This window comes from Pseudomonas alkylphenolica, assembly GCF_016009175.1.
In the GTDB taxonomy this organism is placed as follows: Bacteria; Pseudomonadota; Gammaproteobacteria; order Pseudomonadales; family Pseudomonadaceae; genus Aquipseudomonas; species Aquipseudomonas alkylphenolica_B.
The window spans coordinates 122,620-148,663 of sequence record NZ_JADUCM010000009.1 but is presented as its reverse complement, the minus strand read 5'-3'; the positions used below and the strand labels follow the sequence as shown (position 1 = coordinate 148,663).

Below are 26,044 nucleotides of genomic sequence, written 5' to 3'. Positions count from 1 at the left end.
GAATCGCCAAGGAGCTCACCATGGGCCTGTTGATCGACGGACGCTGGCATGACCAGTGGTATGAAAGCAGCAAAGACGGTGCGTTCCAGCGCGAAAATGCGCAGCGACGCAATCAATTGCCCGCAGCCGAAGCCGGGCGCTACCACCTCTATGTGTCCCTGGCCTGCCCCTGGGCCCACCGCACCCTGATCTTTCGCAAGCTCAAAGGGCTGGAAAGCCTGATTGATGTCTCGGTGGTCAGCTGGCTGATGGGCGAAAACGGCTGGACCTTCGACACCCACCTGGGCTCCACCGGCGACAAGGTCGAGCACCTGGACTTCCTCCATCAGCGCTACACCCGTGACGACCCGCACTACAGCGGCCGGGTCACCGTGCCGGTGCTGTGGGACAAGCAGGAACAGCGCATCGTCAACAACGAGTCGGCTGAGATCATCCGCATCTTCAACCATGCCTTCGATGACTTGACCGGCAACCGCCTGGACCTCTATCCGGAGCCCCTGCAGGCCAAGATTGATGCGCTCAACGAGCGGATCTACCCGGCCATCAACAACGGCGTGTACCGCGCAGGCTTTGCCACCTCGCAACAGGCGTACGAGCAGGCGTTTGATGAGGTGTTTGCCGAACTGGACTGCCTGGAGCAGCATCTGGGCGCGCACCGCTACCTGGCCGGTGAATACCTGACCGAGGCTGACTGGCGACTGTTCACCACGCTGATTCGTTTCGACGCGGTGTACCACGGGCACTTCAAGTGCAACCTGCGGCGCCTGGCCGATTATCAAAACCTGTCGAACTGGCTACGGGAGCTGTACCAGTGGCCGGGGGTGGCCGAAACGGTGAACTTCGAGCACATCCAGAAGCACTATTACATGAGCCACAAGACCATCAACCCGAACGGGATTGTGCCCAAAGGGCCGTTGCAGGACTTTACCCGGGTACATGATCGGGAAAGGCTGGCGGGGAAAGGGATCTGGAGCAAGGCTGGGGTTTGAGGGTGTATTTGCTGGCATCATCGCCGGCAAGCCGGCTCCTACAATTCGCAGGAGATGGCTCGCCGGTGATGCATTTCAGCCTTGAGAGCCTTCGAACCAGGCCAGCTTGTCACGCAGCTGGACCACTTCGCCGACGATTACCAACGTCGGTGCATGGACCTCATGCTCAGCCACCAAGGTAGGCAGGTCAGCCAGCGTACCGGTGAACACCCGCTGGTTCGGCGTGGTGCCCTGCTGAACCAGCGCCGCTGGCGTGTCAGCAGCACGACCGTGGCGAATCAGCTCGGCACAGATGGTCGGCAAGCCGACCAGGCCCATGTAGAACACCAGAGTCTGCGCTGGAGCGACCAGGTCGTTCCACGGCAGGTTACTGGTGCCGTCCTTGAGGTGACCGGTGACAAAGCGCACTGACTGGGCGTAATCACGGTGGGTCAGCGGAATCCCGGCATACGCCGAGCAGCCACTGGCAGCCGTGATACCCGGCACCACCTGAAACGGAATGCCCTGCTCGGCCAGTTCTTCGATCTCTTCGCCACCACGGCCGAAGATGAACGGATCACCGCCCTTGAGGCGCAACACCCGCTTGCCCTGACGCGCCAGGTCCACCAGCAGCTGGTTGATCTGGTCCTGCGGCACGGCATGGTCGGCGCGGCGCTTGCCGACGTAGATGCGCTCGGCATCACGGCGGCACAACTCGATGATGGCCGGGGCCACCAGACGGTCGTACAGCACCACATCGGCCTGCTGCATCAAGCGCAGGGCGCGGAAGGTCAGCAGGTCCGGATCACCGGGGCCTGCACCCACCAGGTACACCTCACCGGGCGCCTGATGGGTCGCACCGTCGATCTTGGCCTGCAGCAAACGCTCGGCTTCAGCACCCTGCCCGGCCAGTTGCCGCTCGGCGATCGGACCCTGGAACACATCCTCCCAGAAGCCACGACGCTGATTGACGTCCGGATAGAGTGCCTTGACCTTGTCGCGAAAGCGCGCGCCAAGCCCGGCCAGTTCGCCGTAGGCTGCCGGAATCCAGGTTTCCAGCTTGGCCCGGATCAGCCGCGCCAACACCGGCGCATCGCCGCCGCTGGACACAGCCACCACCAAGGGTGAACGGTCGACAATGGCCGGGAAGATCACCGAGCACAGCGCCGGCGCATCCACCACATTGACCGGCACGCAGCGCTGGTGAGCATCCGCCGAGACCTGGGCGTTGAGCGCCTGGTCATCGGTTGCTGCAATGATCAGCTGGCAACCGTCAAGGTCGCCCGGCTGATAACCACGGCTGAGCATTTCACCACCGCTGTGCCGGACCAACTCGGCCAGTTGCGCTTCAATTTCGGGCGCGACCACCCGCAGCACCGCGCCGGCATCGGCCAGCAGACGCGATTTGCGCAAGGCAATTTCGCCTCCACCGACGACCAGCACACGGCTGCCGCGCAGTTTGTGGAACAGCGGCAGAAACTCCATTTAAGCGATGACCTCCAGGCCACCCATGTACGGCTTGAGCACCTCCGGTACACGGATCGAGCCGTCGGCCTGCTGGTAGTTTTCCAGCACCGCTACCAGCGTACGCCCGACTGCCAGGCCCGAACCGTTTAGGGTGTGGACCAGCTCCGGCTTGCCGGTTTCCGGGTTGCGCCAGCGCGCCTGCATGCGACGGGCCTGGAAATCACCGCAGTTGGAGCACGAGGAAATCTCGCGGTACTTGTCCTGGCTCGGTACCCAGACTTCCAGGTCGTAGGTTTTGACCGCGCTGAAGCCCATGTCGCCGGTGCACAGGGCCAGTACGCGGTACGGCAGCTCCAGTGCCTGCAGCACGCGCTCGGCGTTGGCAGTCAGGCCTTCCAGGGCTTCCATGGACTTGCCCGGCTCGACGATCTGGACCATTTCGACCTTGTCGAACTGGTGCTGACGGATCATGCCGCGAGTGTCACGGCCCGACGCACCGGCTTCACTGCGGAAGCACGGGGTGTGGGCAACGAACTTGATCGGCAGCTGCTTGGCATCGAGGATCTCGCCGGCAACGATGTTGGTCAGCGACACTTCGGCAGTCGGGATCAGGTAGAAGTCGGCTTCGCCTTCGCGGCTGATCTTGAACAGGTCTTCCTCGAACTTGGGCAACTGGCCGGTGCCTTGCAGCGCCGGCGCCTGAACCAGGTACGGCGTGTAGGCTTCTTCGTAACCGTGCTCGCTGGTGTGCAGGTTGATCATGAACTGCGCCAGGGCGCGGTGCAGGCGTGCGATCGGGCCGCGCAGCAGGGCGAAACGGGCACCCGACAGCTTGGCAGCGGTTTCGAAATCCAGGCCACCGCTGATTTCGCCCAGGGCAACGTGGTCCTTGATTTCAAAGTCGAAGCTGCGTGGGGTGCCCCAACGACGGACTTCAACGTTGTGATCTTCGTCGGCACCGACCGGTACGCTTTCGTCCGGAAGGTTCGGGATGCCCAGCAGGATCGAATCCAGCTCGGCCTGAATGCCGTCCAGCTCGACTTTACCGCTGGCCAGTTCGTTGGCCATGCGCTCGACGTCGGCCATCAGCGGCGCAATGTCTTCGCCGCGGGCCTTGGCCTGGCCAATGGACTTGGAACGGGCATTACGCTCGGCCTGTAGTTGTTCGGTACGGGTCTGCACCACCTTGCGGCGTTCTTCCAGTGCCTCGATGCGCGCGACATCCAGGCTGAAGCCACGGGAGGCCAGGCGGTCCGCCACTTCCTGAAGTTGGCCGCGTAACAGTTTGGAATCGAGCATGTCGTTCTCTCGTTGGTTCAGAATTTGGTCAAAGACAGGCCAGCCCAGGTCGCGAGCAGCCCGCCAAATACGCTGATGCCGGCATAGCCGAACGCCAGCGGCGCCTGCCCGCTTTCGAGCAGGCGCACGGTATCCAGTGAAAAGGATGAAAATGTCGTCAGACCGCCGAGAAACCCGACGATCAGGCCCGCGCGCAGCTCGACCGGCACCAGCGGGCGATGCAGAAACAACCCGTAGAGCAGGCCGATCAGCAGGCAGCCAATCAGATTGACCGCCAGCGTACCGAGATAGAAGTGGCGTGGCCAGTGGGCGTTGACCCAATTGGCGGTGGCAAAACGCAACAAGGTGCCGGCAATGCCTCCCGCGCTGACGGCAGCGATTACGGCAATCATGGTTTTCTCCGTTGCCGCGGGCTGTTGCGGTCAAGTTCGGCCAGGTGTTTGAGCTTCTCGCCGATCTTCAACTCCAGGCCGCGCGGCACCGGTTGATAGTAGTGGCGCGGTTCAAGGTTGTCGGGGAAGTAATCTTCGCCGGCCGCGTAGGCATCCGGCTCATCATGAGCGTAGCGGTATTCGTCGCCATACCCCAGTTGCTTCATCAGCTTGGTCGGGGCATTGCGCAGATGCAGCGGGACTTCCAGCGAACCGTGCTCGCCGGCTTCGCGCAGGGCGGTCTTGAAGCCCATGTACACGGCGTTGCTTTTCGGCGCACAGGCCAGGTAGGTAATGGCCTGGGCCACCGCCAGCTCGCCTTCGGGGCTACCCAGGCGCTCCTGCACATCCCACGCCGCCAGGCACAGGCTGAGGGCGCGCGGGTCGGCGTTGCCGATATCTTCGCTGGCCATGCGCACTACGCGCCGGGCGATGTACAACGGATCGCAGCCGCCGTCGAGCATGCGCGCAAACCAGTACAGCGCACCGTCGGGGTTTGAACCGCGCACCGACTTGTGCAGTGCCGAGATCTGGTCGTAGAAGGCTTCACCGCCCTTGTCGAAGCGGCGACGGCTGTCTCCGAGCAGGCTCTGCAGCAGCTCGACCGCGATTTCGCCGCCGTCTTCAGCCAGGTCCGAGGCGTTTTCAAGGAAGTTGAGCATGCGCCGGCCATCGCCATCGGCAGCGGCCATGAGCATCTGGAAGGCTTCGTCGCCGACGCGCAGCTGACGCTTGCCCAGGCCGCGCTCTTCGGTGAGGGCGCGGTTGACCAGCTTGCGCAGCGCCGCTTCGTCGAGGCTTTTCAGCACATACACCCGCGCCCGCGACAGCAGCGCGTTGTTCAGCTCGAACGAGGGGTTTTCAGTGGTGGCACCGATGAAGATCAGCGTGCCGTCCTCGACGTACGGCAGGAAGGCGTCCTGTTGCGACTTGTTGAAGCGGTGCACTTCGTCGACGAACAGGATGGTGCGCCGCCCGTATTGACCGGCCTGCTGCTTGGCGATCTCCACCGCGTGGCGGATTTCCTTGACCCCGGCCAGCACCGCCGAAACGGTCTCGAAGTGGGCGTCACAGAACTGCGCCAGCAGCCGCGCCAGGGTGGTCTTGCCAACCCCGGGCGGGCCCCAGAAGATCATCGAGTGCAGTGCGCCCGCTTCCAGTGCCTCGCGCAGCGGCTTGCCGCGGGCCAGCAGGTGCTCCTGGCCAACGTACTCGTCCAGGTTGGCCGGGCGCAGACGCGCGGCCAGGGGCTGGGCTACGGGGTCACTACGAAACAGGTCCATGGACGGCGTTACAACCTCTTACTCGGAAATGACATCCGCGCCTTTGGGGATATCAAACTTGAATTTGCTCGCCGGAATGGCCTCGTTGGCTTTCACCCCGGTGAACAGAATGTTAGTACGCTGACCGACGCTATCGATCAGTTGCATGTCATTGACCAGACCTTTACGGAACGATAGACGCAACGAGTCGAACAGCGTGTCTTTGGTTTTCGGCTTGAGGGTGAAGTCCATGACATCGCCCTGCTCCTTGGAGGTGATGTCGAAGCTCTGGCTGATCTTCGATACGTCACCGGACAGCAGCAGTGCCGGGGTTTCGGTCAGGCGCTGGTCGAGCTTCTTGATGGTCGCCTGTTCCAGGTCCGGATCCCACAAGGTGACCTTCGCACCATCCGACACCACGATCTGCTCCTGCGGCGCATCGGTGTGCCAGTAGAACAGGCCCGGGCGCTGTACCGACATCTGCCCTGCGGTTTCCTGCAGGCTGGTGCCGCTGGCGTCCAGGGTCAGCTGCGAGAAGCGGGCTTCGATGGTCCGGGACTTTTCCAGCAACTGGGTCAGGCGCGCCACATCCTGCTCACCGGCGAATACCGACGCGCTGGACAGGGCCAAAGCGGAAACCAACATCATGCGAATCAGGCGCATGGCAATCCTCGTTGCAGTATGAATGGGCCAGTGGCCGTCAGGGGCCCCAGGCTGGGGGGTTCATCAGTCGCGGGGCGGCCCGGGGGCAATCACTTCGCGCGCGCCGTTGGTGTTCATGGCGGTGACCACACCGGCCATTTCCATCGCCTCGATCATCCGCGCGGCGCGGTTGTAGCCGATTTTCAGCTTGCGCTGCACGGCAGAGATGGAAGCACGACGGCTTTCCAGAACGAATTGTACGGCTTCATCGTACAGCGCGTCGGTTTCGGCATCATCGCCGTCACCACCGCCGCCACCGCCTTCAAAGCCGCTACCGGCTTCTTCGACGCCGTTGAGGATGTCGTCGTTGTAGTCCGGCGCGCCACGGTGCTTCCACGCCTCGACCACACGGTGAACCTCGTCATCGGAAACGAAGGCACCGTGGACACGAATCGGCAGGCTGGTACCTGGCGGCATGTAGAGCATGTCACCGTGGCCGAGCAACTGTTCGGCGCCGCCCTGGTCGATGATGGTCCGCGAGTCGATCTTGCTCGATACCTGGAAGGCCATCCGGGTGGGGATGTTGGCCTTGATCAGGCCGGTGATGACGTCCACCGAAGGCCGCTGGGTGGCAAGAATCAGGTGGATACCGGCGGCACGGGCCTTCTGGGCGATACGGGCGATCAGCTCTTCGACCTTCTTGCCGACGATCATCATCATGTCGGCGAATTCGTCGACCACCACCACGATGGTCGGCAGGGTTTTCAGCAGCGGCGGCACGTCGTCCATGCTTTCGCGCTTGAACATCGGGTCGTAGATCGGCTCGCCCGCTTCTTCGGCGTCTTTGACCTTGCGGTTGAAGCCCGCCAGGTTACGTACGCCCATGGCCGCCATCAGCTTGTAGCGCCGCTCCATCTCGGCCACGCTCCAGCGCAGGGCGTTGGCGGCGTCCTTCATGTCGGTGACCACCGGGCAAAGCAGGTGCGGAATGCCTTCGTAGATCGACAGTTCAAGCATTTTCGGGTCGATCATGATCAGTTTGGCGTCTTCCGGGCCCGACTTGAACAGGATCGAGAGGATCATGGCGTTAACGCCCACCGACTTACCGGAACCGGTGGTACCGGCTACCAGCAAGTGCGGCATCTTCGCCAGGTCGGTGATCACCGGCTTGCCGCCGATGTCGTGACCCAGGGCCATGGTGACCGGCGACTTGGCTTCGTCGTATTGCGGCGACGACAGCACTTCGGAGAAGCGCACGATCTGCCGGTCTTCGTTGGGAATCTCGATACCGACGGTGGTCTTGCCGGGAATCACTTCAACCACACGCACGCTGGTCACTGCCAGGGAACGGGCAAGGTCTTTGGCCAGGTTGGCGATACGGCTGACCTTGACGCCTGCGGCCGGCTGGATTTCGTAACGGGTAATCACCGGGCCCGGGTGGATGGAGTCTACCGAGACTTCAACACCGAACTCCTTGAGCTTGATTTCCAGCAGGTGACCGACACCGGCCAGCGACTCGGGCGAGTAATTGACCTGCTTTTTCTCGGCAGGATCGAGGATCGAGATTGGCGGCAAGGTGCCTTCGATGGCGCTGTCGACAAACAGCGGTGCCTGCTTTTCCTTCTGCACGCGTTTGCTCGGCTCTGGCGCTTTGGCCGGGGCCGGCATGATCACCGGTGCGGGCTGCTGCGCACGCTCGGCCACATGCTTGGTCAGGGCCTGGTCACGCTCGATGATGCGCTCCTTGGCCTTGGCCTGTTCACGGCGGTCGGACACCACCGGTGCGACGACCTCCTGGACCTGGTCATCGACCTCGCGAAGTTGCGCCACCAGGCGCTTGCGCTCGTTGCGTGCCGCCCACCAGCGATTGGCCGCGCCCTGGAACAGCTCGAACAGGTCGAGGGTGATCTTGCCCGTCACATCCATGACCTTGAACCACGACAGGTCGGTAAACACCGTCAGGCCGAACAGGAACAGGGCAATGAACATCAGGGTGCTGCCCTGCACGTTCAGCGCGTTCTTGGCCAGGTCACCCAGGCTTTCGCCCAGCGCACCACCCGCCGACGCCGGCAGGCTGGAGGCTGAATGGAAATGGATATGGGCCAGTGCGGCGCCGGATAGCACCAGAAACACCAGGCCGATCAGGCGCCAGGAGAACAACCAGCCGCTCCACTGCCACGGCTGGTGACGCTCGCGGAAGATCTGCCAGGTCTTGATCGCCAGCAACAGCGGGAAGATGTAGGCGAAGTAGCCCAGCACCATGAACAGCACATCGGCGAAATAGGCACCGGCACGCCCGGCCGCATTCTGCACCTGCTCGACGTTGCTGGTGTGGCTGAAACCCGGGTCGGCCTGGTCATAGGTCAGCAGGGCCATCCACAAGTACAGGCACAGCGCCCCCATGGCGATCAGCGCGCCTTCCTTGAGGCGATAATGCAGCTGCTGGCGCCACAGCGGCACAGGCAAGGGATTCGGTGTTGCGGTGGATTTCTTCAAAACGCGTCTATTCCTGCGCTCAATGCGCGTCCAACAGTGATTGACCTGATTTGAACGGTCAACAAACCATTACTTTTAACATTACTGCCCGCCTACCGCCATGGCGGCACGCCAGAAACACGCGTAAACGGGGGCCAATTTCCTATATCGCAATTTGAGCACGCATTCTCTTTTGTGACAAAGGCTTATGCGGGGTTTTTACGCAAGTGTGACAACAAAGCCCCAAGCAAGTTGCTAAGGCTCTGGAATGGAGCGATGCTGGGTGCCCTGCCCTTCTCCATCACAGAATGACGATGCTGACCTGGTTGAGCCGCGACTCCCTGACGTTCCCTGCGCTGGACAAAGCCATGCGCGACCCCAACGGCCTGCTTGCCGCAGGCGGCGACCTGAGCGCAGAGCGCCTGGTGCAGGCCTACCGACACGGCTGCTTCCCCTGGTACCAGGACGGCCAGCCGATCCTCTGGTGGTCGCCCGATCCGCGCACCGTGCTGTTTCCCGATGAGCTGCATGTGTCGCGCTCGCTGCGCAAATTCATCCGCCAGGGCCATTACCAGGTCAGCTTCGACCAGGACTTTGCTGCCGTGATTCAGGCCTGCGCCGCACCCCGTGACTACGCCGACGGCACCTGGATCACCGACAGCATGCAGGCCGCCTACCTCAAGCTGCACCAGCAGGGCTTTGCCCATTCAGTCGAGGTGCGCCAGAACGGCGAGCTGGTCGGCGGCCTCTACGGGCTGGCCATGGGCCGGTTGTTTTTCGGCGAATCCATGTTCAGCCGCGCCGACAATGCCTCCAAGGTCGGCTTTGTGGCGCTGGTGGAGCACCTGCAGCAGGCCGGGTTCGTGCTGATCGACTGCCAGATGCCGACCGATCACCTGCACAGCCTCGGGGCCCGGGCGATTGCCCGGGCCACCTTTGCCGATTATCTGCAGCGTTACCTGGATCAACCCAATAGCGCCACCTGGGTTTGCTAGGCGAGTTTTTCCAGCTGGCTTACACTTAAATCTAAAGCACCTCCCGAGGGGTTGATCATGACAGAGTTGGCGCGGTTGAAGTTTTATGCCACTCAACCCCATTCCTGCAGCTACCTGCCAGACGAACAGGCCACCACGCTGTTTCTCGACCCGAGCCAGCCGATGGATGTGAATGTCTATGCAGACCTGTCGGAGATGGGTTTTCGGCGTAGCGGTGACCACCTGTATCGCCCGCACTGCCAGAACTGCAATGCCTGCGTGCCGGCGCGGATACCGGCTGCGCGCTTTCTACCCAACCGCCAGCAAAAACGCATTCTCAAACGCAATGCCGACCTTACAGTCAGCGCTGCGCGCCCGAGCTTCAAGGAAGAATACTTCGACCTGTACCGGCGCTACATCGAGCAGCGCCACGCCGATGGCGACATGTACCCCCCGAGCCGCGACCAGTTCGCCACCTTCCTGGTGCGCGACCTGCCGTTTTCACGCTTCTATGAGTTCCGCCTGGGCGAGCGCCTGGTCGCCGTGGCGGTCACCGACCTGCTGCCCAATGGCCTTTCGGCGGTTTATACGTTCTACGATCCCGACGAAGAGCGGCGCAGCCTGGGGCGTTTTGCCATCCTCTGGCAGATCACCGAAGCCCTGCGCCAGGGGCTGGACGCGGTATATCTCGGCTACTGGATCAAAAACTGCAAAAAAATGAACTACAAGACCCAGTACCGCCCGATCGAGCTCCTGATCAATCAGCGCTGGGTAACACTCAATTGAAATCATTGGCTTAAAGCCCATTTTTCGGGCACAATGCACGCCACTTTTTTTGCCTGGCGCAGTCGTGCACCGGGCCATTAACTGGACACCGAGGGCTTTACTGCATGTCGAAAGAAGACAGCTTCGAAATGGAAGGCACTGTCGTCGACACCCTGCCCAACACCATGTTCCGTGTGGAGTTGGAAAATGGGCACGTCGTTACCGCGCATATCTCTGGAAAAATGCGCAAGAACTACATTCGTATTCTGACCGGTGACAAGGTCCGCGTCGAACTGACGCCTTATGACCTGAGCAAGGGGCGCATCACCTACCGCGCCCGCTAAGCGACACCAACAAAAACGCCCGGCTATATGCCGGGCGTTTTTGTTGCTTCATCCAGACACCTGTCAGGGGCGGAGTTATCCGCCCCCACAGGCCGTCAGGCCATTTCAGCGGTGGTCTCGAACTCGAATACCAGCTCGCCTTCGCGAATGTCGATGTGCACCACACCGCCGTGCTCGGCCAACTCACCAAACAGGATCTCTTCAGCCAGCGGCCGCTTGATCTTGTCCTGGATCAACCGCGCCATAGGTCGCGCGCCCATCATTGCGTCATAACCGCCAGCTGCCAGCCAGCTACGCGCCGCATCGCTCACCTCAAGCAACACGCGCTTGTCTTCCAGTTGCGCCTGCAGCTCGATGAGGAACTTGTCCACCACGCTCTTGATCGTCTCGTGACTGAGGCGGCCAAACTGGATAATGGTGTCCAGACGGTTGCGGAACTCTGGCGTGAAGCTCTTCTTGATCACTTCCATGGCGTCGGAAGAGTGATCCTGCTGGGTGAAGCCGATCGAGGCTCGCGCAGCGGTTTCAGCACCGGCGTTGGTGGTCATGATGACGATGACGTTGCGGAAGTCCGCCTTGCGCCCGTTGTTGTCGGTCAGGGTGCCGTGGTCCATCACCTGCAGCAGCAGGTTGAAGACTTCCGGGTGCGCCTTCTCGATTTCATCGAGCAGCAGTACGCAGTGCGGCTGCTTGGTGATCGCTTCGGTGAGCAGGCCGCCCTGGTCGAAACCGACGTAGCCCGGAGGCGCACCGATCAGACGCGAAACGGTATGACGCTCCATGTACTCGGACATGTCGAAACGCACCAGTTCGACGCCCAGCGCCTTGGCCAGTTGCCGTGCCGCTTCGGTTTTACCGACACCGGTAGGCCCTGCGAACAGGAACGAACCAACCGGCTTGTCGGGCGACTTCAGCCCTGCACGCGACAGCTTGATGGCGGTCGCCAGCGAATCGATCGCCGCATCCTGACCAAACACCGTCAGCTTCAGGTCACGCTCAAGGTTACGCAGCAGCTCTTTGTCGGAGCTGGTGACGTGCTTCGGCGGAATCCTCGCGATTTTGGCGACAATGTCTTCGACTTGCGGCACGTCGATACGCTTGACGCGCATTTCGACCGGCTGCAGGCGCTGGTAGGCACCCGCCTCGTCGATCACATCGATGGCCTTGTCGGGCATGTGGCGATCGTTGATGTAGCGCGCAGCAAGCTCGGCAGCCGCGCGCAGCGCCTCATCACTGTATTCGATGTTGTGATGCGACTCGAAACGCCCCTTGAGCCCACGCAGGATGCCCACGGTGTCTTCCACCGACGGCTCGCTGACATCAACCTTCTGGAAACGCCGCGCAAGGGCACGGTCTTTCTCAAAGATCCCGCGAAATTCCTGGAACGTGGTCGAACCGATGCAGCGGATATCACCCGAAGACAGCAGCGGCTTGAGCAGGTTGGACGCATCCATCACCCCGCCAGAGGCAGCACCGGCACCGATAATGGTGTGAATCTCGTCAATGAACAGAATCGCCTGCGGACGTTTTTTCAGCTCGCCGAGCAACGCCTTGAAGCGCTTCTCGAAGTCGCCGCGGTACTTGGTACCGGCCAGCAAGGCCCCCAGGTCCAGGGAGTAGACCACGCTTTGTGCCAGCAGGTCCGGCACCTGACCATCGACGATGCGCTTGGCCAGGCCTTCGGCAATGGCGGTTTTACCGACACCGGCCTCACCGACCAGCAACGGGTTGTTCTTGCGCCGACGCGCGAGGATCTGCGCTACGCGCTCCACCTCAAGCTCACGCCCGACCAGCGGATCAATGCGCCCCTGACGGGCCTGCTCATTGAGGTTGCTGGCATAGGCATCCAGCGGATTGCCCGAGGATGAGGTTTCACCACCCTCTTCGTCCTGCATGTCCTGCTCACCGTCGGAGTGCTCACCATGACCCGGCACCTTGGAGATGCCATGGGCGATGTAATTGACCACATCGATACGTGCCACGCTCTGCTGCTTGAGCAGAAACACAGCCTGGCTTTCCTGTTCGCTGAAAATCGCTACCAGTACATTGGCGCCGGTGACTTCACGTTTGCCCGAGCTCTGGACATGGAATACTGCGCGCTGCAACACCCGCTGAAAGCCCAGGGTCGGCTGGGTTTCGCGATCCTCGTCGTGCACGGGGATCAACGGCGTGGTGGAGTCAATGAACTCCTGCAGGTCGTGTTTGAGTTTGTCGAGGTTCGCGCCGCAGGCGCGCAAAACGGTCGCGGCGGCCTCATTATCCAATAGTGCCAGCAGCAGGTGCTCGACGGTCATGAACTCATGACGTTTCGAGCGCGCCTCCTTGAAGGCCAGATTGAGGGTGACTTCGAGCTCGCGGTTTAACATAGCTTCACCTCATACCCAAGTGGTCGGCGATTAACCGTCCTTCTCGATTTCACAGAGTAGCGGATGCTGGCTTTCTCTCGCGTATTGATTGACCTGCATGGCCTTTGTTTCGGCGATGTCGCGGGTAAACAATCCGCACACTGCCCGTCCTTCTGTATGAACGGCCAGCATGACCTTGGTCGCCAGCTCGCGATTCAGGTTAAAAAACACCTCGAGCACTTCGACGACGAAATCCATCGGTGTGTAGTCATCGTTGAACAAAACCACCTTGTACATAGGTGGTGCCTGCAGGGCCGGTTTGGCCTCCTGTACCGCCAGGCCAGAACCATCGTCCTCATGCGATTGCGGGCGATCCTGATTGAATGTTAGTCGAATCTGGCTATGTGCATGCATGGAAAGAATTTCATCATTTCGACAGGTTGGATTATGGATTGACTGCACAGGCGACGCGGGACTGCCGTCACCTCACCTTGACTATCGGCAAAACGGTGTTACAACCAATAAGAACCCACCGTGGTCGATAAAGATCCGCGCAGTCAACCAAATTTTCGCAGGTTCATATGCGGATGGAGTGGATGATACTCCAGTGATGGAGTCCTTTGCAGAGGGATATGAGGATGGCAAGCGGTAAAGTCAAGTGGTTCAACAATGCCAAGGGCTATGGATTCATCAATGAAGAGGGGAAAAGCGAAGACCTCTTCGCCCATTACTCGGCTATCGAGATGGACGGTTATAAAACCCTGAAGGCCGGACAGGCCGTCAGCTTTGAGATCATCCAGGGGCCAAAGGGACTGCATGCGGTGAAGATCACCGGCGCCAAAGCAGCCACCGATCCGGTAGCCGCACCATCCACTACCGCCACCACTACCGCCTAAACACTACAACTCAACAGCAACACAGTACATAAAAAAGCCGGCCCGCTCTTGCGAACGGACCGGCTTTTGTTTGCCTAGCTTACATGTGCTTGATCAGGGCCTCACCGAAACCGGAGCTGCTGACCAGGGTGGCGCCGTCCATCAGGCGCTCGAAGTCATAGGTCACGGTCTTGGCCTTGATGGCGCCGTTGGTGCCCTTGATGATCAGGTCCGCCGCCTCGGTCCAGCCCAGGTGACGCAGCATCATTTCGGCCGAAAGAATCACCGAGCCCGGGTTGACCTGGTCTTTACCCGCGTATTTAGGCGCGGTGCCGTGGGTAGCTTCGAACATCGCCACGGTGTCGGACAGGTTGGCACCTGGCGCAATACCGATGCCGCCCACTTCTGCCGCCAGGGCATCAGAGAGGTAGTCACCGTTGAGGTTGAGGGTAGCGATCACATCGTATTCGGCCGGGCGCAGCAGGATTTGCTGGAGCATGGCGTCGGCGATGGCATCCTTGACGACGACCTCGCGACCGGTTTTCGGGTTCTTGAACTTCATCCACGGGCCGCCGTCGAGCAGTTCGGCGCCGAATTCGTTCTTCGCGACCTCGTAACCCCAGTCCTTGAAGGCACCTTCGGTGAACTTCATGATGTTGCCTTTGTGCACGATGGTCAGCGACTTGCGGTCGTTGTCCACGACATATTGCAGGGCCTTGCGCACCAGGCGCTGGGTGCCTTCCTTGGAAACCGGCTTGATGCCGATGCCGCAGTCCTGGTCGAAACGGATCTTGGTGACGCCCATTTCTTCTTTAAGGAACTTGATGACCTTGTTGGCTTCAGGCGAGCCGGCTTTCCATTCGATACCGGCATAAATGTCTTCGGAGTTCTCGCGGAAGATCACCATGTCGACATCACCCGGTTTTTTCACCGGGCTCGGTACGCCATCGAACCACACCACCGGACGCAGGCACACGTACAGGTCCAGTTGCTGGCGCAGGGCAACGTTGAGCGAGCGGATCCCGCCACCGACCGGCGTGGTCAGCGGGCCTTTGATGGAGACGACGTAATCCTTGACCGCATCCAGGGTCTCCTGGGGCAGCCAGGTATCCTGGTCATACACCTGGGTGGCTTTTTCACCGGCATAGACTTCCATCCAGGAAATCTTGCGCTTGCCCCCATAGGCTTTTTCTACAGCAGCATCGACCACTTTGATCATGACGGGACTGACGTCTACGCCAATGCCGTCGCCTTCGATGAACGGGATGATCGGATTATCAGGAACATTGAGAGAATGGTCCGCATTGACGGTGATTTTGTCGCCGACTGCCGGAACCTTGATTTTCTGGTATCCCATGCTGCACTCCGTTTTTTTTGGTGTGGTACGTCATCTGGATCCCCAGAGCGTACCCCAGTTGCACGGCAACGGGAACCATGGTGGCCAATGCACCATTTTGGGGCCATCACGCCTACATCTTTGGTCTAAAAAACCCGCAGATACACGTTGAGATTGATGATTACGACCAAGGATTTGGTATACTCCGCCGGTGACCAAAGGGTCACTGGGGCAAACCGTCTGAAACGCGACCCCGACCTGACTGGGCTGTTACCGCAGTTCAGCCGTTTGACACTCGACTGATGCAATCCACCATCACCGCACAGAACCCTCGACCTTCTGCTCATAGATGTGTCTGAGCGAAGCGCCTACCCTGCGCACTTCGAGATTCTGCGCACGCTCAGCAAAACAGAGAGTTAACCCGAATATGCCCACCCGATCCAAGATCATCTACACCTTCACCGACGAAGCCCCTGCCCTCGCCACCTATTCACTGCTCCCTATCGTCGAAGCCTTTACCGCTTGCGCCGACATCGCCGTAGAAACCCGGGACATCTCTCTGGCCGGCCGCATCCTTTCTGCCTTCCCTGAACAGCTCGGCGCCGACAAGCAAGTGGCCGACCACCTGGCAGAACTGGGCCAACTGGCTACCACGCCAGAAGCCAACATCATCAAGCTGCCGAACATCAGCGCCTCGGTACCGCAGCTCAAGGCCGCGATCAAGGAACTGCAAGCCAAGGGCTTCAACGTTCCCGACTACCCTGAAGCCGCCAGCACCGATGCCGAGAAAGAAGCCAAGGCTCGCTACGACCGCATCAAGGGCAGCGCTGTAAACCCGGTACTGCGTGAAGGCAACTCCGACCGCCGCGCCCCGCTGTCGGTCAAGAACTACGCGCGCAAGCACCCGCACAAAATGGGCGCCTGGGCTGCCGACTCCAAGTCCCACGTTGCTCACATGAGCCAGGGCGACTTCTACGGCAGCGAAAAAGCCGCACTGATCGAAGCCGATGACAGCCTGCGCATCGAACTGCTGGACAAGAACGGCAACACCACCGTTCTAAAAGAAAAGACTTCGGTCAAGGCCGGCGAGATCATCGACTGCGCCGTCATGAGCACCAAGGCCCTGCGCGCCTTCGTCGCCGCCGAAATCGAAGATGCCAAGGCCAAGGGCGTACTGTTCTCGGTACACCTCAAAGCCACCATGATGAAAGTCTCCGACCCGATCATGTTTGGCCAGATCGTTGCCGAATACTACCAGGACGCGCTGAACAAGCACGCTGACGTACTGGCAGAAATCGGTTTCAACCTGAACAACGGCATCGGCGACCTGTACGCCCGCATCAAAGCCCTGCCGGCTGAGCAGCAAGCGCAGATCGAAGCCGACGTCAAAGCCGTCTACGACGTGCGTCCAGCGCTGGCCATGGTCAACTCCGACAAAGGCATCACCAACCTGCACGTACCAAGCGACGTGATCGTTGACGCCTCCATGCCGGCGATGATCCGTGACTCGGGCAAGATGTGGAACACCGAAGGCCAGCTGCAAGACACCAAGGCCGTGATCCCGGATCGCTGCTACGCGACCATCTACCAGGCCGTCATCGAAGACTGCAAGCAACACGGCGCCTTCGATCCGACCACCATGGGCAGCGTACCGAACGTTGGCCTGATGGCGCAAAAAGCCGAAGAGTACGGCTCGCACGACAAGACCTTCCAGGCCAAGACCGACGGCGTGATCCGCATCGTTGACGGCAAAGGCAACCTGGTGCTGTCGCAGGAAGTCGAAGCTGGCGACATCTTCCGCATGTGCCAGACCAAAGACGCACCGATCCAGGACTGGGTCAAACTGGCCGTCAACCGCGCCCGCGCCAGCAACACCCCGGCGCTGTTCTGGCTCGACCCGCAGCGCGCCCACGACGGCGTCCTGATCGAAAAGGTCCAGAAGTACCTGAAAGACCACGACACCACCGGCCTGGACATCCGCGTCCTGTCGCCTGTCGAGGCCATGAAGGTTTCCCTGCAGCGCATCCGTGCTGGCCAGGACACCATCTCGGTCACCGGCAACGTACTGCGCGACTACCTGACCGACCTGTTCCCGATCATGGAGCTGGGCACCAGCGCCAAGATGCTGTCGATCGTACCGCTGATGAACAACGGCGGCCTGTTCGAAACCGGCGCCGGCGGTTCGGCACCGAAGCACGTACAGCAACTGGTCGAAGAAAACTTCCTGCGCTGGGACTCGCTGGGCGAATTCCTGGCACTGGCAGCTTCGCTGGAGCACCTGGGCAACGCTTACGCAAACCCTAAGGCCAAGGTACTGGCGGCGACCCTGGACCAGGCCACCGGCCAGTTCCTGGACACCAACAAGTCCCCTGCCCGCAAGGTTGGCGGTATCGACAACCGCGGTAGCCACTTCTACCTGACCTTGTATTGGGCCCAGGCCCTGGCTGCCCAGAGCGACGACACTGCCCTGCAAGCACGTTTCGCCCCACTGGCAAAAGCCCTGGCCGAGAACGAAGCGACCATCGTCGCCGAGCTCAACGCCGTTCAGGGCAAGCCGGCAGAAATCGGTGGTTACTACTACCCGGATGCCGAGCTGACCAGCAAAGTGATGCGCCCAAGCCAGACCCTCAACAGCGCGATTGCCGCCCTGTAAGGTTCGCTTGACGTAACATCGAAAGCCCCGGCCACGCACCGGGGCTTTCGCTTTTCCGGACTCAAGGAATCACTGCATGACCTGGCAACCGCACATCACCGTCGCCACCATCGTCGAAGACCAGGGCCGCTTCCTCATGGTCGAGGAATTCAAGGCCGGCAAACACGTGTACAACCAGCCCGCCGGCCACCTGGAAGCCAACGAAAGCCTGCTGGACGCCGCGCGGCGCGAAACCCTCGAAGAAACCGCCTGGGACGTCGAACTGACCGGCATTGTCGGCATCTACCTGTATACCGCCCCGAGCAATGGCGTGACCTACCAGCGCATCTGCTTTGCCGCCCGCCCGCTCAAGCACCACGCCGGACGCGCCCTGGACAGCGACATCGTGCGCGCCGTGTGGCTGACCCGTGATGAACTGCTGGCCGACCCCGAACGCTGGCGCAGCGAACTGGTGCCGCGCTGCATCGACGATTACCTGGCCGGGCCGCTGCACAGCCTGGCACTGATCCGCGACTGACAGTGACGATGCCGAGAAGGCCGCAGCCTGATAGAATCGTTGTCTTTTTCCAGATACACAGCCGGTACCTATGACCAGTCCAGCACTTTACGAACCCGAAAAGACACGCGTTATTGTCGGCATGTCCGGCGGCGTGGACTCTTCCGTCTCCGCCCTCCTGCTGATGGAGCAGGGCTACCAGGTGGAAGGCCTGTTCATGAAGAACTGGGAAGAAGACGACGGCACCGAATACTGCACCGCCCGCGAAGACCTGGCCGACGCCCAGGCCGTGTGCGACCGCATCGGCATCAAGCTGCACACCGCCAACTTTGCCGCCGAGTACTGGGACCACGTCTTCGAGCACTTCCTGGAAGAGTACAAGGCCGGACGCACGCCGAACCCGGACATCCTCTGCAACCGTGAAATCAAGTTCAAGGCGTTCCTCGACTACGCCATGATGCTCGGCGCCGACCTGATCGCCACCGGCCACTACGTGCGCCGACGCGACACCGATGGCCGCACCGAACTGCTCAAGGGCCTGGACCCGAACAAGGACCAGAGCTACTTCCTGCACGCCGTCGGCGGCAAGGAAATTGCCCGCACTCTGTTCCCCGTAGGCGAACTGGAAAAGCCCGAAGTTCGCGCCATCGCCGAGAAACATGGCCTGGCCACGGCAAAGAAAAAAGACTCTACCGGCATCTGCTTTATTGGCGAACGCCGCTTCAGCGACTTCCTCAAGCAGTACCTGCCGGCGCAACCCGGTGAAATCCAGACCACCGACGGTGAAGTCATCGGCCGCCATCATGGCCTGATGTACCACACCATCGGCCAGCGCCAGGGCCTGGGCATCGGCGGCCTCAAGGACGCCAGTGACGAGCCTTGGTACGTGCTGGAAAAAGACCTCGGCCGTAACGTGCTGGTGGTCGGCCAGGGCAACGAGCACCCATGGCTGTTCTCCCGCGCCCTGCTGGCGTCGGAAATTTTCTGGGTCAACCCGATCGACCTGACCAGCCCGCGCCAGCTGACCGCCAAAGTGCGCTATCGCCAAAGCGACCAGACCTGCACTCTGGAGCGCACCGAAAACGGCTACCGCGCCGTCTTCGACGAGCCTCAACGGGCAGTGACCCCTGGCCAGTCGGTAGTGTTCTATGACGGCGAAATCTGCCTGGGCGGCGGCGTGATCGAAACGGCCGAGCCGTGGAGCGCGCGCTGATGAGCTCGATCCAGGAGCAACTGATCGCCCTCGGTGGCGTGTTCCAGGCGGCGGTGCTGGTCGATCGCATTGCCCGCACCGGCCAGGCCAGCGAGGCCAACCTCGGCTGCATGCTGGGCAGCCTGCTGGTGCGCGACCCGCAGAACACCCTGGAGGTGTTCGGTGGCGACGACCTCAACCTGCGCGACGGTTACCGCGCACTGGCCAGCGCCCTGGAACGCGATCCGGGCAGCCTGCAACGCGAGCCACTGCGCTACGCGCTGTCGATGCTCGGCCTTGAGCGCCAGCTGGCCAAGCGCGGCGACATGCTCGATGTGATCGGCAATCGCCTGCCGCAAATTCAGTCCCAGGCCGACCACTTTGGCCTGGTCCATGAAAATGTCATCGCCTCCAGTGGCGCGCTGTATCAAGACACGCTGAGCACCTTGCGCCAGCGCATCCAGGTGCATGGCGACATGCGCCACCTGCAGCAACCGAGCAATGCTTCGAAGATCCGCGCCCTGCTGCTCGCCGGTATTCGCGCTGCGCGCCTGTGGCGACAGCTGGGCGGCCACCGCTGGCAACTGGTGGTCAGCCGGCGCAAGCTGCTCAAAGAACTGTATCCGATGTTGCGCGGCTGATTTTCAGGGGCTGCAGCGCAGCCCATCGCCGGCTACGCCAGCTCCCACTAGACCCGGTGTATGCCGACCCACTGTTTGATTGATCTGCTGGCATTACCTTTTGTCAGCCACCCGACTCGGGCGCGTTTTTCATGTATGATATGCGCCCTCTTCAAAGCCTGACTGTCCGAGAACACCCCATGCAGCTTTCCTCGCTCACTGCGGTTTCCCCTGTTGACGGCCGTTATGCCGGCAAAACCCAGGCCCTGCGCCCTATTTTCAGCGAATACGGTCTGATCCGTTTCCGCGCCCTGGTCGAGGTACGTTGGTTGCAACGCCTCGCCGCTCATCCGCAAGTCGCTGAAGTTCCAGCGTTTTCTGCCGAAGCCAACGCCCTGCTCAATGGCCTGGCCGATGAGTTCGCCCTCAAGCACGCCGAGCGCGTGAAAGAAATCGAGCGCACCACCAACCACGACGTCAAGGCCATCGAGTACCTGCTCAAAGAGCAGGCCGCCAAGCTGCCGGAACTGGCCAAGGTAAGTGAATTCATCCACTTCGCCTGCACCAGTGAAGACATCAACAACCTGTCCCACGCCCTGATGCTGCGCGCCGGCCGTGACGACGTGCTGCTGCCGCTGATGCGCCAGATCGCCCAGGCGATCCGTGAGCTGGCCCACCGCTTCGCCGACGTGCCGATGCTGTCGCGCACCCACGGCCAACCGGCTTCGCCGACCACCCTGGGTAAAGAGCTGGCCAACGTCGTCTACCGCCTCGCGCGCCAGATTGCACAGGTTGCCGCCGTACCGCTGCTGGGCAAGATCAACGGCGCCGTAGGCAACTACAACGCCCACCTGTCGGCCTACCCGCAGATCGACTGGGAGGCCAATGCCCGCGCCTTCATCGAAGACGAGCTGGGCCTGGTGTTCAACCCGTACACCACACAGATCGAACCGCACGACTACATCGCCGAGCTGTTCGACGCGATCGCCCGCTTCAACACCATCCTGATCGACTTCGACCGCGACATCTGGGGCTACATTTCCCTGGGTTACTTCAAACAGCGCACCATCGCTGGCGAAATCGGTTCGTCGACCATGCCGCACAAGGTCAACCCGATCGACTTCGAAAACTCCGAAGGCAACCTGGGTATCGCCAACGCACTGTTCCAGCACCTCGCCAGCAAGCTGCCGATCTCGCGCTGGCAGCGTGACCTGACCGACTCCACCGTCCTGCGTAACCTGGGCGTTGGTTTTGCTCACAGCGTGATCGCCTACGAAGCCAGCCTCAAGGGCATCAGCAAGCTGGAAATCAACACCCAGCGCATTGCCGAAGACCTGGACGCGTGCTGGGAAGTACTGGCCGAGCCGATCCAGACGGTCATGCGTCGCTACGACATCGAAAACCCCTACGAGAAGCTCAAAGAGCTGACCCGTGGCAAGGGCATCAGCCCTGAAGCGCTGCAGACTTTCATCGACGGCCTGGATATGCCGCTTGAAGCGCGCGAAGAACTGAAGAAGCTGACCCCAGCCAATTACATCGGTAACGCTGCGGCTCAAGCCAAACGCATCTGATCTACGCCCTGCGCGTAAACGCCCGGCTTAGCCGGGCGTGTTTTTTACCGAAAGAAAATTACTTTTTTTCAATAGGTTACACATGAATCCTGATACTCCACTGCAGCTGCTGGGCGGTCTCACCGCCCGTGAATTCATGCGCGACTACTGGCAGAAGAAACCCCTGCTGGTACGCCAGGCCTTCCCGGACTTCGAAAGCCCGATCGATGCCGACGAACTGGCCGGCCTGGCCCTGGAAGAAGAAGTCGAATCGCGCCTGGTCATCGAGCACGGCGAGCGCCCGTGGGAGCTGCGTCGCGGTCCGTTCGAGGAAGACGCGTTCAGCACCCTGCCCGAGCGTGACTGGACCCTGCTGGTGCAGGCAGTCGACCAGTTTGTTCCGGAAGTCGGCGAGCTGCTGGAGCATTTCCGCTTCCTGCCGAGCTGGCGCGTCGATGACGTGATGATCAGCTTTGCCGCCCCGGGTGGCAGTGTTGGCCCGCACTTCGACAACTACGATGTGTTCCTGCTGCAAGGCCAGGGCAAACGCAACTGGAAGATCGGCCAGATGTGCAACAGCGACAGCCCGCTGCTTGAGCACGCCGACCTGCGCATCCTCGCCGAATTCGAACAAAGCGACGAGTGGACCCTGGAGCCTGGCGACATGCTCTACCTGCCGCCACGCCTGGCTCACTTCGGCGTCGCCGAAGACGACTGCCTGACCTACTCGGTAGGCTTCCGCGCCCCGAGCGCCGCAGAAGTACTGACCCACTTCACCGACTTCCTCAGCCAATTCCTGCCGGACGAAGAGCGCTACAGCGATGCCGACGCCCAGCCGGTCAGCGACCCGCACCAGATCCAGCACGACGCACTGGACCGCCTGAAAAGCCTGCTCACCGAGCACATGGGCGACGAGCGCCTGCTGCTGACCTGGTTCGGCCAGTTCATGACCGAGCCACGCTACCCGGAACTGGTCAGCGGCGAGCCGCTGGATGAAGTCGAGTTGATCGAAAGCCTGGCCCAGGGCGCGATCCTGATCCGCAACCCGAGCGCACGCCTGGCCTGGTCCGAAGTCGACGACAACCTGCTGCTGTTCGCCAGCGGCCAGAGCCGTCTGCTGCCGGGCGACCTGCGCGAGCTGCTGAAGCTGATCTGCGCCGCCGATGCATTGCATATCGAAAACCTGGAACAGTGGCTTGAAAACGATCAAGGCATTACATTGATCTGCGAACTGGTCAAACAGGGAAGTTTGGGATTTGCCAATGAATAAGATCCGCGTCCGCCTTGCCGACTGGCACAAAGACAACACTGATATCCGCCGCATTCGCGAAGCCGTGTTCATCGCCGAGCAAAGCGTACCGCCGGAACTGGAGTGGGATGCCGACGATGACAGCGCCGTGCATTTTCTGGCCCTTGAGGGTGACTACCCGATCGGCACCGCCCGCCTGCTGCCTGACGGCCAGATCGGTCGTGTGTCGGTCCTCAAGGACTGGCGCGGCCTGAAAGTCGGTGACGCACTGATGCAGGCGGTTATCGTCGAAGCGCAAAACCGCGACCTCAAGCAGCAGATGCTCAGCGCCCAGGTGCATGCCACGCCGTTTTACGAGCGCCTTGGCTTCAAGGTGGTCAGCGAGGAGTTCCTCGAAGCAGGAATTCCGCACGTGGACATGGTTCGCGAGTCCCGCGAGCTGGCCTGAAGGATGCAGGAGCCGGCATGCCGGCTCCTGCTCTTGAGCAAAACCCCGACAAATTTGCCATCATGTCCGCTCTACCCGCGGAGATTACGGACATGCCGCTACGCCCCCTGCTTGCCTCCCTGCTTCTGTCGTTCAGCCTCAGCACCCTGGCTGCCACCGAAGTCCTGCCGCTGAACCACCGCACCAGCGCCGAACTGCTCCCCACCGCACAGTCCTTTCTCGGCAAAGACGGCACCGTCAGCGCCTTCGAAAACAAACTGATCGTCAACGCAGCCCCTGAACGGATCGATGACCTGCGCGCACTGCTGCAACAGCTCGACACCGCCCAGCGCCGCCTGCTGATCAGCGTCGACAACAACGACAGCAATTTCCAGGACAACCGCGGCAACGCCCGCATCATTCACTACGGTACCGCCAACCGCGAAGGCGGCATGCAGCAGATCCAGGCCACCGAAGGCAGCCCGGCACTGATCCAGACCGGCCAGAGCATTCCCGTCACCAGTACCAGCACCGACGGTTATGGCCGACTGCAAAGCGACACTGAATACCGCAATGTCACCCAGGGCTTTTACGTCACCGCGCGGGTCAATGGCGACACCGTCAACCTGAGCATCAGCACCAATAATGACCGGATGAGCCAGGAACGTCCCGATGTAGTGAAGGTTCAAAGTACCGACACAACCGTCAGTGGCAAGCTGGGTGAATGGATCACCCTGGCGGGTGTGAACCAGCAGAGCCAGTCTGATCGCAACGCGTCAAGCCTCAATTACAGTACCCAGCGCGGTGAAAACGTGACACTACGTGTAAAAGTCGACGCGCTGGACTGAACCCAGGTAAATCAAGGCCTCGACCAACGGCCTCGGAACTGACTGATGGGTCGTATTAGACAAAAGATGTAGTGGTGATAAAAAAGCACTACAAAACATTTGACGACCACATTTGGTAAAGGCATGATGGCCCCGCTCCCGCTAATCAGAGGCCCTGGCAAGGGCCTTCGAGCCGCGCTCTAACCTACCCACCTGAGCCGACTCGTGTCTGTACAGCCCACAAGGCAGTTTGACGAGATTGCGACTGGAACGAAGTTGTCCCGAGGGACGGAAGCGCATCAAGAGGCACCCGGCAGCACTGTTCACTGCAGTTCGGCAACCACGAGCCACCCTGCAGCGAAGACCTCGCCCGCCCCTGCTCACTTCCCCCGTCGAGCCCCATCGTTCGACCGTCGCAAAATCGCTGAACATGACTGACGCCAGGCTTCTGATCTGCGCTGTGTGAGCGAGAATTTTTCCAAGACCGATGCGACGAGGTTTATTTCCATGGCACTGACACGCGAACAGCAAATTGCAGCCCTCGAAAAAGACTGGGCCGAAAACCCGCGCTGGAAAGGCGTGACCCGTACCTACACCGCCGCTGATGTCGTACGTCTGCGTGGCTCGGTCCAGCCTGAGCACACCCTGGCCCGCATGGGTGCCGAGAAGCTGTGGAAGCTGGTCACCCAGGGTGCACACCCATCCTTCCGCCCGGAAAAAGATTTCGTCAACTGCATGGGCGCCCTGACCGGCGGCCAGGCTGTACAACAGGTTAAAGCCGGTATCCAGGCTATCTACCTGTCCGGCTGGCAAGTGGCTGCCGACAACAACTCGGCCGAGTCCATGTACCCAGACCAGTCGCTGTACCCGGTGGATTCGGTTCCAACCGTGGTCAAGCGCATCAACAACTCGTTCCGCCGCGCTGACCAGATCCAGTGGAAAGCGGGCAAGAACCCGGGTGACGAAGGCTACGTCGACTACTTCGCACCAATCGTGGCTGACGCCGAAGCCGGTTTCGGCGGCGTTCTGAACGCCTACGAACTGATGAAGAACATGATCGAAGCAGGCGCCGCCGGCGTTCACTTCGAAGACCAGCTGGCTTCGGTGAAGAAATGCGGCCACATGGGCGGCAAAGTTCTGGTACCGACCCAGGAAGCTGTACAGAAGCTGACCGCTGCCCGTCTGGCAGCCGACGTTGCCGGCGTACCGACCATCATCCTGGCCCGTACCGACGCCAACGCCGCTGACCTGCTGACCAGCGACTGCGACCCGTACGACCAGCCGTTCGTAATCGGTGAGCGTACCCAGGAAGGTTTCTACAAAGTGCGTGCCGGCCTGGACCAAGCCATTGCCCGTGGCCTGGCCTACGCCCCTTACGCCGACCTGATCTGGTGCGAAACCGCCAAGCCGGACCTGGAAGAAGCCCGTCGCTTCGCCGAAGCGATCAAGAAGGAATACCCGGACCAGATCCTGTCGTACAACTGCTCGCCTTCCTTCAACTGGAAGAAGAACCTGGACGACGCCACCATTGCCAAGTTCCAGCGCGAACTGTCGGCCATGGGTTACAAGCACCAGTTCATCACCCTGGCCGGTATCCACAACATGTGGCACGGCATGTTCAACCTGGCGCACGACTACGCCCGCAACGACATGACCGCCTACGTGAAACTGCAAGAGCAAGAGTTCGCTGACGCTTCGAAAGGCTACACCTTCGTTGCTCACCAGCAAGAAGTCGGCACCGGCTACTTCGACGACATGACCACCGTTATCCAGGGTGGCAAGTCTTCGGTAACCGCACTGACCGGCTCGACTGAAGAAGAGCAGTTCCACTGATCATTGATCGGTTG

Annotated in this window: 23 protein-coding genes; 14 read left to right on the top strand and 9 right to left on the bottom strand. The window is 61.0% G+C overall.

The window, feature by feature from the left end; translation table 11 throughout:
- Nucleotides 1–20 precede the first annotated feature (20 nt).
- The gene (locus tag I5S59_RS11155) at nucleotides 21–989 is read left to right on the top strand and encodes a glutathione S-transferase family protein (protein ID WP_197876641.1); all 969 of its coding nucleotides are present in this window, start codon (nucleotides 21–23) and stop codon (nucleotides 987–989) included.
- Nucleotides 990–1,064: 75 nt separating this feature from the next.
- Here I5S59_RS11155 and cysG read toward each other — a convergent pair whose 3' ends face one another.
- From cysG to ftsK, 6 genes are all read right to left on the bottom strand, one after another.
- On the bottom strand, nucleotides 1,065–2,453 hold the full coding sequence (cysG, locus tag I5S59_RS11150; RefSeq protein WP_197876640.1) for a siroheme synthase CysG: 1,389 nt from the start codon (nucleotides 2,451–2,453) through the stop codon (nucleotides 1,065–1,067).
- A complete protein-coding gene (gene serS / locus I5S59_RS11145; RefSeq protein WP_128324665.1) occupies nucleotides 2,454–3,734 on the bottom strand; it encodes a serine--tRNA ligase in 1,281 nt (426 codons plus the stop codon).
- 17 nt (nucleotides 3,735–3,751) lie between these two features.
- Nucleotides 3,752–4,126, bottom strand: coding sequence for a fluoride efflux transporter CrcB (crcB, locus tag I5S59_RS11140; protein ID WP_038612780.1), 375 nt, complete (start codon nucleotides 4,124–4,126; stop codon nucleotides 3,752–3,754).
- Nucleotides 4,123–5,448 carry a replication-associated recombination protein A gene (locus tag I5S59_RS11135; protein ID WP_128324664.1) on the bottom strand — a complete coding sequence of 442 codons (1,326 nt, stop codon included), beginning with the start codon at nucleotides 5,446–5,448 and terminating at the stop codon, nucleotides 4,123–4,125. Before I5S59_RS11135 ends, crcB begins: the two co-directional genes overlap by 4 nt.
- An 18-nt stretch (nucleotides 5,449–5,466) precedes the next feature.
- Nucleotides 5,467–6,090 carry an outer membrane lipoprotein chaperone LolA gene (gene lolA / locus I5S59_RS11130; RefSeq protein WP_197876639.1) on the bottom strand — a complete coding sequence of 208 codons (624 nt, stop codon included), beginning with the start codon at nucleotides 6,088–6,090 and terminating at the stop codon, nucleotides 5,467–5,469.
- Between the two features lie 63 nt (nucleotides 6,091–6,153).
- Entirely contained in the window at nucleotides 6,154–8,589 is a 2,436-nt protein-coding gene (ftsK, locus tag I5S59_RS11125) for a DNA translocase FtsK (RefSeq protein WP_420066452.1), read from the bottom strand.
- Nucleotides 8,590–8,858: 269 nt separating this feature from the next.
- Between ftsK and aat the strand changes: the two genes are divergently transcribed.
- The 3 genes from aat (at nucleotide 8,859) to infA (ending at nucleotide 10,627) form a co-directional block, all read left to right on the top strand.
- Entirely contained in the window at nucleotides 8,859–9,539 is a 681-nt protein-coding gene (gene aat, locus I5S59_RS11120; protein ID WP_197876637.1) for a leucyl/phenylalanyl-tRNA--protein transferase, read from the top strand.
- A 57-nt stretch (nucleotides 9,540–9,596) separates the two neighbouring features.
- Nucleotides 9,597–10,304, top strand: coding sequence for an arginyltransferase (locus tag I5S59_RS11115; protein ID WP_128324659.1), 708 nt, complete (start codon nucleotides 9,597–9,599; stop codon nucleotides 10,302–10,304).
- A gap of 104 nt (nucleotides 10,305–10,408) precedes the next feature.
- The gene (gene infA / locus I5S59_RS11110; protein ID WP_002553999.1) at nucleotides 10,409–10,627 is read left to right on the top strand and encodes a translation initiation factor IF-1; all 219 of its coding nucleotides are present in this window, start codon (nucleotides 10,409–10,411) and stop codon (nucleotides 10,625–10,627) included.
- Between the two features lie 95 nt (nucleotides 10,628–10,722).
- Here the strand turns inward: infA and clpA are convergent, their stop codons facing one another.
- Both clpA and clpS read right to left on the bottom strand, forming a co-directional pair.
- The gene (gene clpA / locus I5S59_RS11105) at nucleotides 10,723–12,993 is read right to left on the bottom strand and encodes an ATP-dependent Clp protease ATP-binding subunit ClpA (protein WP_197876636.1); all 2,271 of its coding nucleotides are present in this window, start codon (nucleotides 12,991–12,993) and stop codon (nucleotides 10,723–10,725) included.
- Between the two features lie 30 nt (nucleotides 12,994–13,023).
- A complete protein-coding gene (gene clpS, locus I5S59_RS11100) occupies nucleotides 13,024–13,386 on the bottom strand; it encodes an ATP-dependent Clp protease adapter ClpS (RefSeq protein ID WP_009400967.1) in 363 nt (120 codons plus the stop codon).
- A 224-nt stretch (nucleotides 13,387–13,610) separates the two neighbouring features.
- Between clpS and cspD the strand changes: the two genes are divergently transcribed.
- A complete protein-coding gene (cspD, locus tag I5S59_RS11095; RefSeq protein ID WP_128324656.1) occupies nucleotides 13,611–13,868 on the top strand; it encodes a cold shock domain-containing protein CspD in 258 nt (85 codons plus the stop codon).
- Between the two features lie 79 nt (nucleotides 13,869–13,947).
- On the opposite strand, the gene icd is transcribed toward cspD, so the two are convergent.
- Entirely contained in the window at nucleotides 13,948–15,204 is a 1,257-nt protein-coding gene (gene icd / locus I5S59_RS11090; protein ID WP_197876635.1) for an NADP-dependent isocitrate dehydrogenase, read from the bottom strand.
- A gap of 406 nt (nucleotides 15,205–15,610) precedes the next feature.
- On the opposite strand from icd, the gene I5S59_RS11085 reads away from it, so the two are divergent.
- From I5S59_RS11085 to aceA, 9 genes are all read left to right on the top strand, one after another.
- Nucleotides 15,611–17,836: an NADP-dependent isocitrate dehydrogenase gene (locus I5S59_RS11085; protein ID WP_197876634.1), complete on the top strand. Its 2,226-nt coding sequence runs from the start codon at nucleotides 15,611–15,613 to the stop codon at nucleotides 17,834–17,836.
- A gap of 76 nt (nucleotides 17,837–17,912) precedes the next feature.
- Nucleotides 17,913–18,353 (top strand): NUDIX hydrolase, encoded by a 441-nt coding sequence (locus I5S59_RS11080; RefSeq protein ID WP_197876633.1) that lies wholly within the window; start codon nucleotides 17,913–17,915, stop codon nucleotides 18,351–18,353.
- A 70-nt stretch (nucleotides 18,354–18,423) separates the two neighbouring features.
- Nucleotides 18,424–19,545: a tRNA 2-thiouridine(34) synthase MnmA gene (gene mnmA, locus I5S59_RS11075; protein WP_197876632.1), complete on the top strand. Its 1,122-nt coding sequence runs from the start codon at nucleotides 18,424–18,426 to the stop codon at nucleotides 19,543–19,545.
- Nucleotides 19,545–20,165 (top strand): high frequency lysogenization protein HflD, encoded by a 621-nt coding sequence (hflD, locus tag I5S59_RS11070; RefSeq protein ID WP_128324651.1) that lies wholly within the window; start codon nucleotides 19,545–19,547, stop codon nucleotides 20,163–20,165. Before mnmA ends, hflD begins: the two co-directional genes overlap by 1 nt.
- 179 nt (nucleotides 20,166–20,344) lie before the next feature.
- Nucleotides 20,345–21,715, top strand: coding sequence for an adenylosuccinate lyase (purB, locus tag I5S59_RS11065; RefSeq protein ID WP_197876631.1), 1,371 nt, complete (start codon nucleotides 20,345–20,347; stop codon nucleotides 21,713–21,715).
- Nucleotides 21,716–21,797: 82 nt separating this feature from the next.
- Nucleotides 21,798–22,964: a cupin domain-containing protein gene (locus I5S59_RS11060; protein ID WP_128324649.1), complete on the top strand. Its 1,167-nt coding sequence runs from the start codon at nucleotides 21,798–21,800 to the stop codon at nucleotides 22,962–22,964.
- Nucleotides 22,957–23,391, top strand: coding sequence for a GNAT family N-acetyltransferase (locus I5S59_RS11055; protein ID WP_197876630.1), 435 nt, complete (start codon nucleotides 22,957–22,959; stop codon nucleotides 23,389–23,391). The genes I5S59_RS11060 and I5S59_RS11055 overlap by 8 nt, the downstream gene beginning before the upstream one ends.
- A 92-nt stretch (nucleotides 23,392–23,483) precedes the next feature.
- The gene (locus I5S59_RS11050) at nucleotides 23,484–24,218 is read left to right on the top strand and encodes a secretin N-terminal domain-containing protein (protein ID WP_232239694.1); all 735 of its coding nucleotides are present in this window, start codon (nucleotides 23,484–23,486) and stop codon (nucleotides 24,216–24,218) included.
- A gap of 486 nt (nucleotides 24,219–24,704) precedes the next feature.
- Complete coding sequence (gene aceA, locus I5S59_RS11045; protein ID WP_128324647.1) at nucleotides 24,705–26,030, top strand: isocitrate lyase; 1,326 nt, start codon at nucleotides 24,705–24,707, stop codon at nucleotides 26,028–26,030.
- The last annotated feature ends 14 nt before the right edge of the window (nucleotides 26,031–26,044 follow it).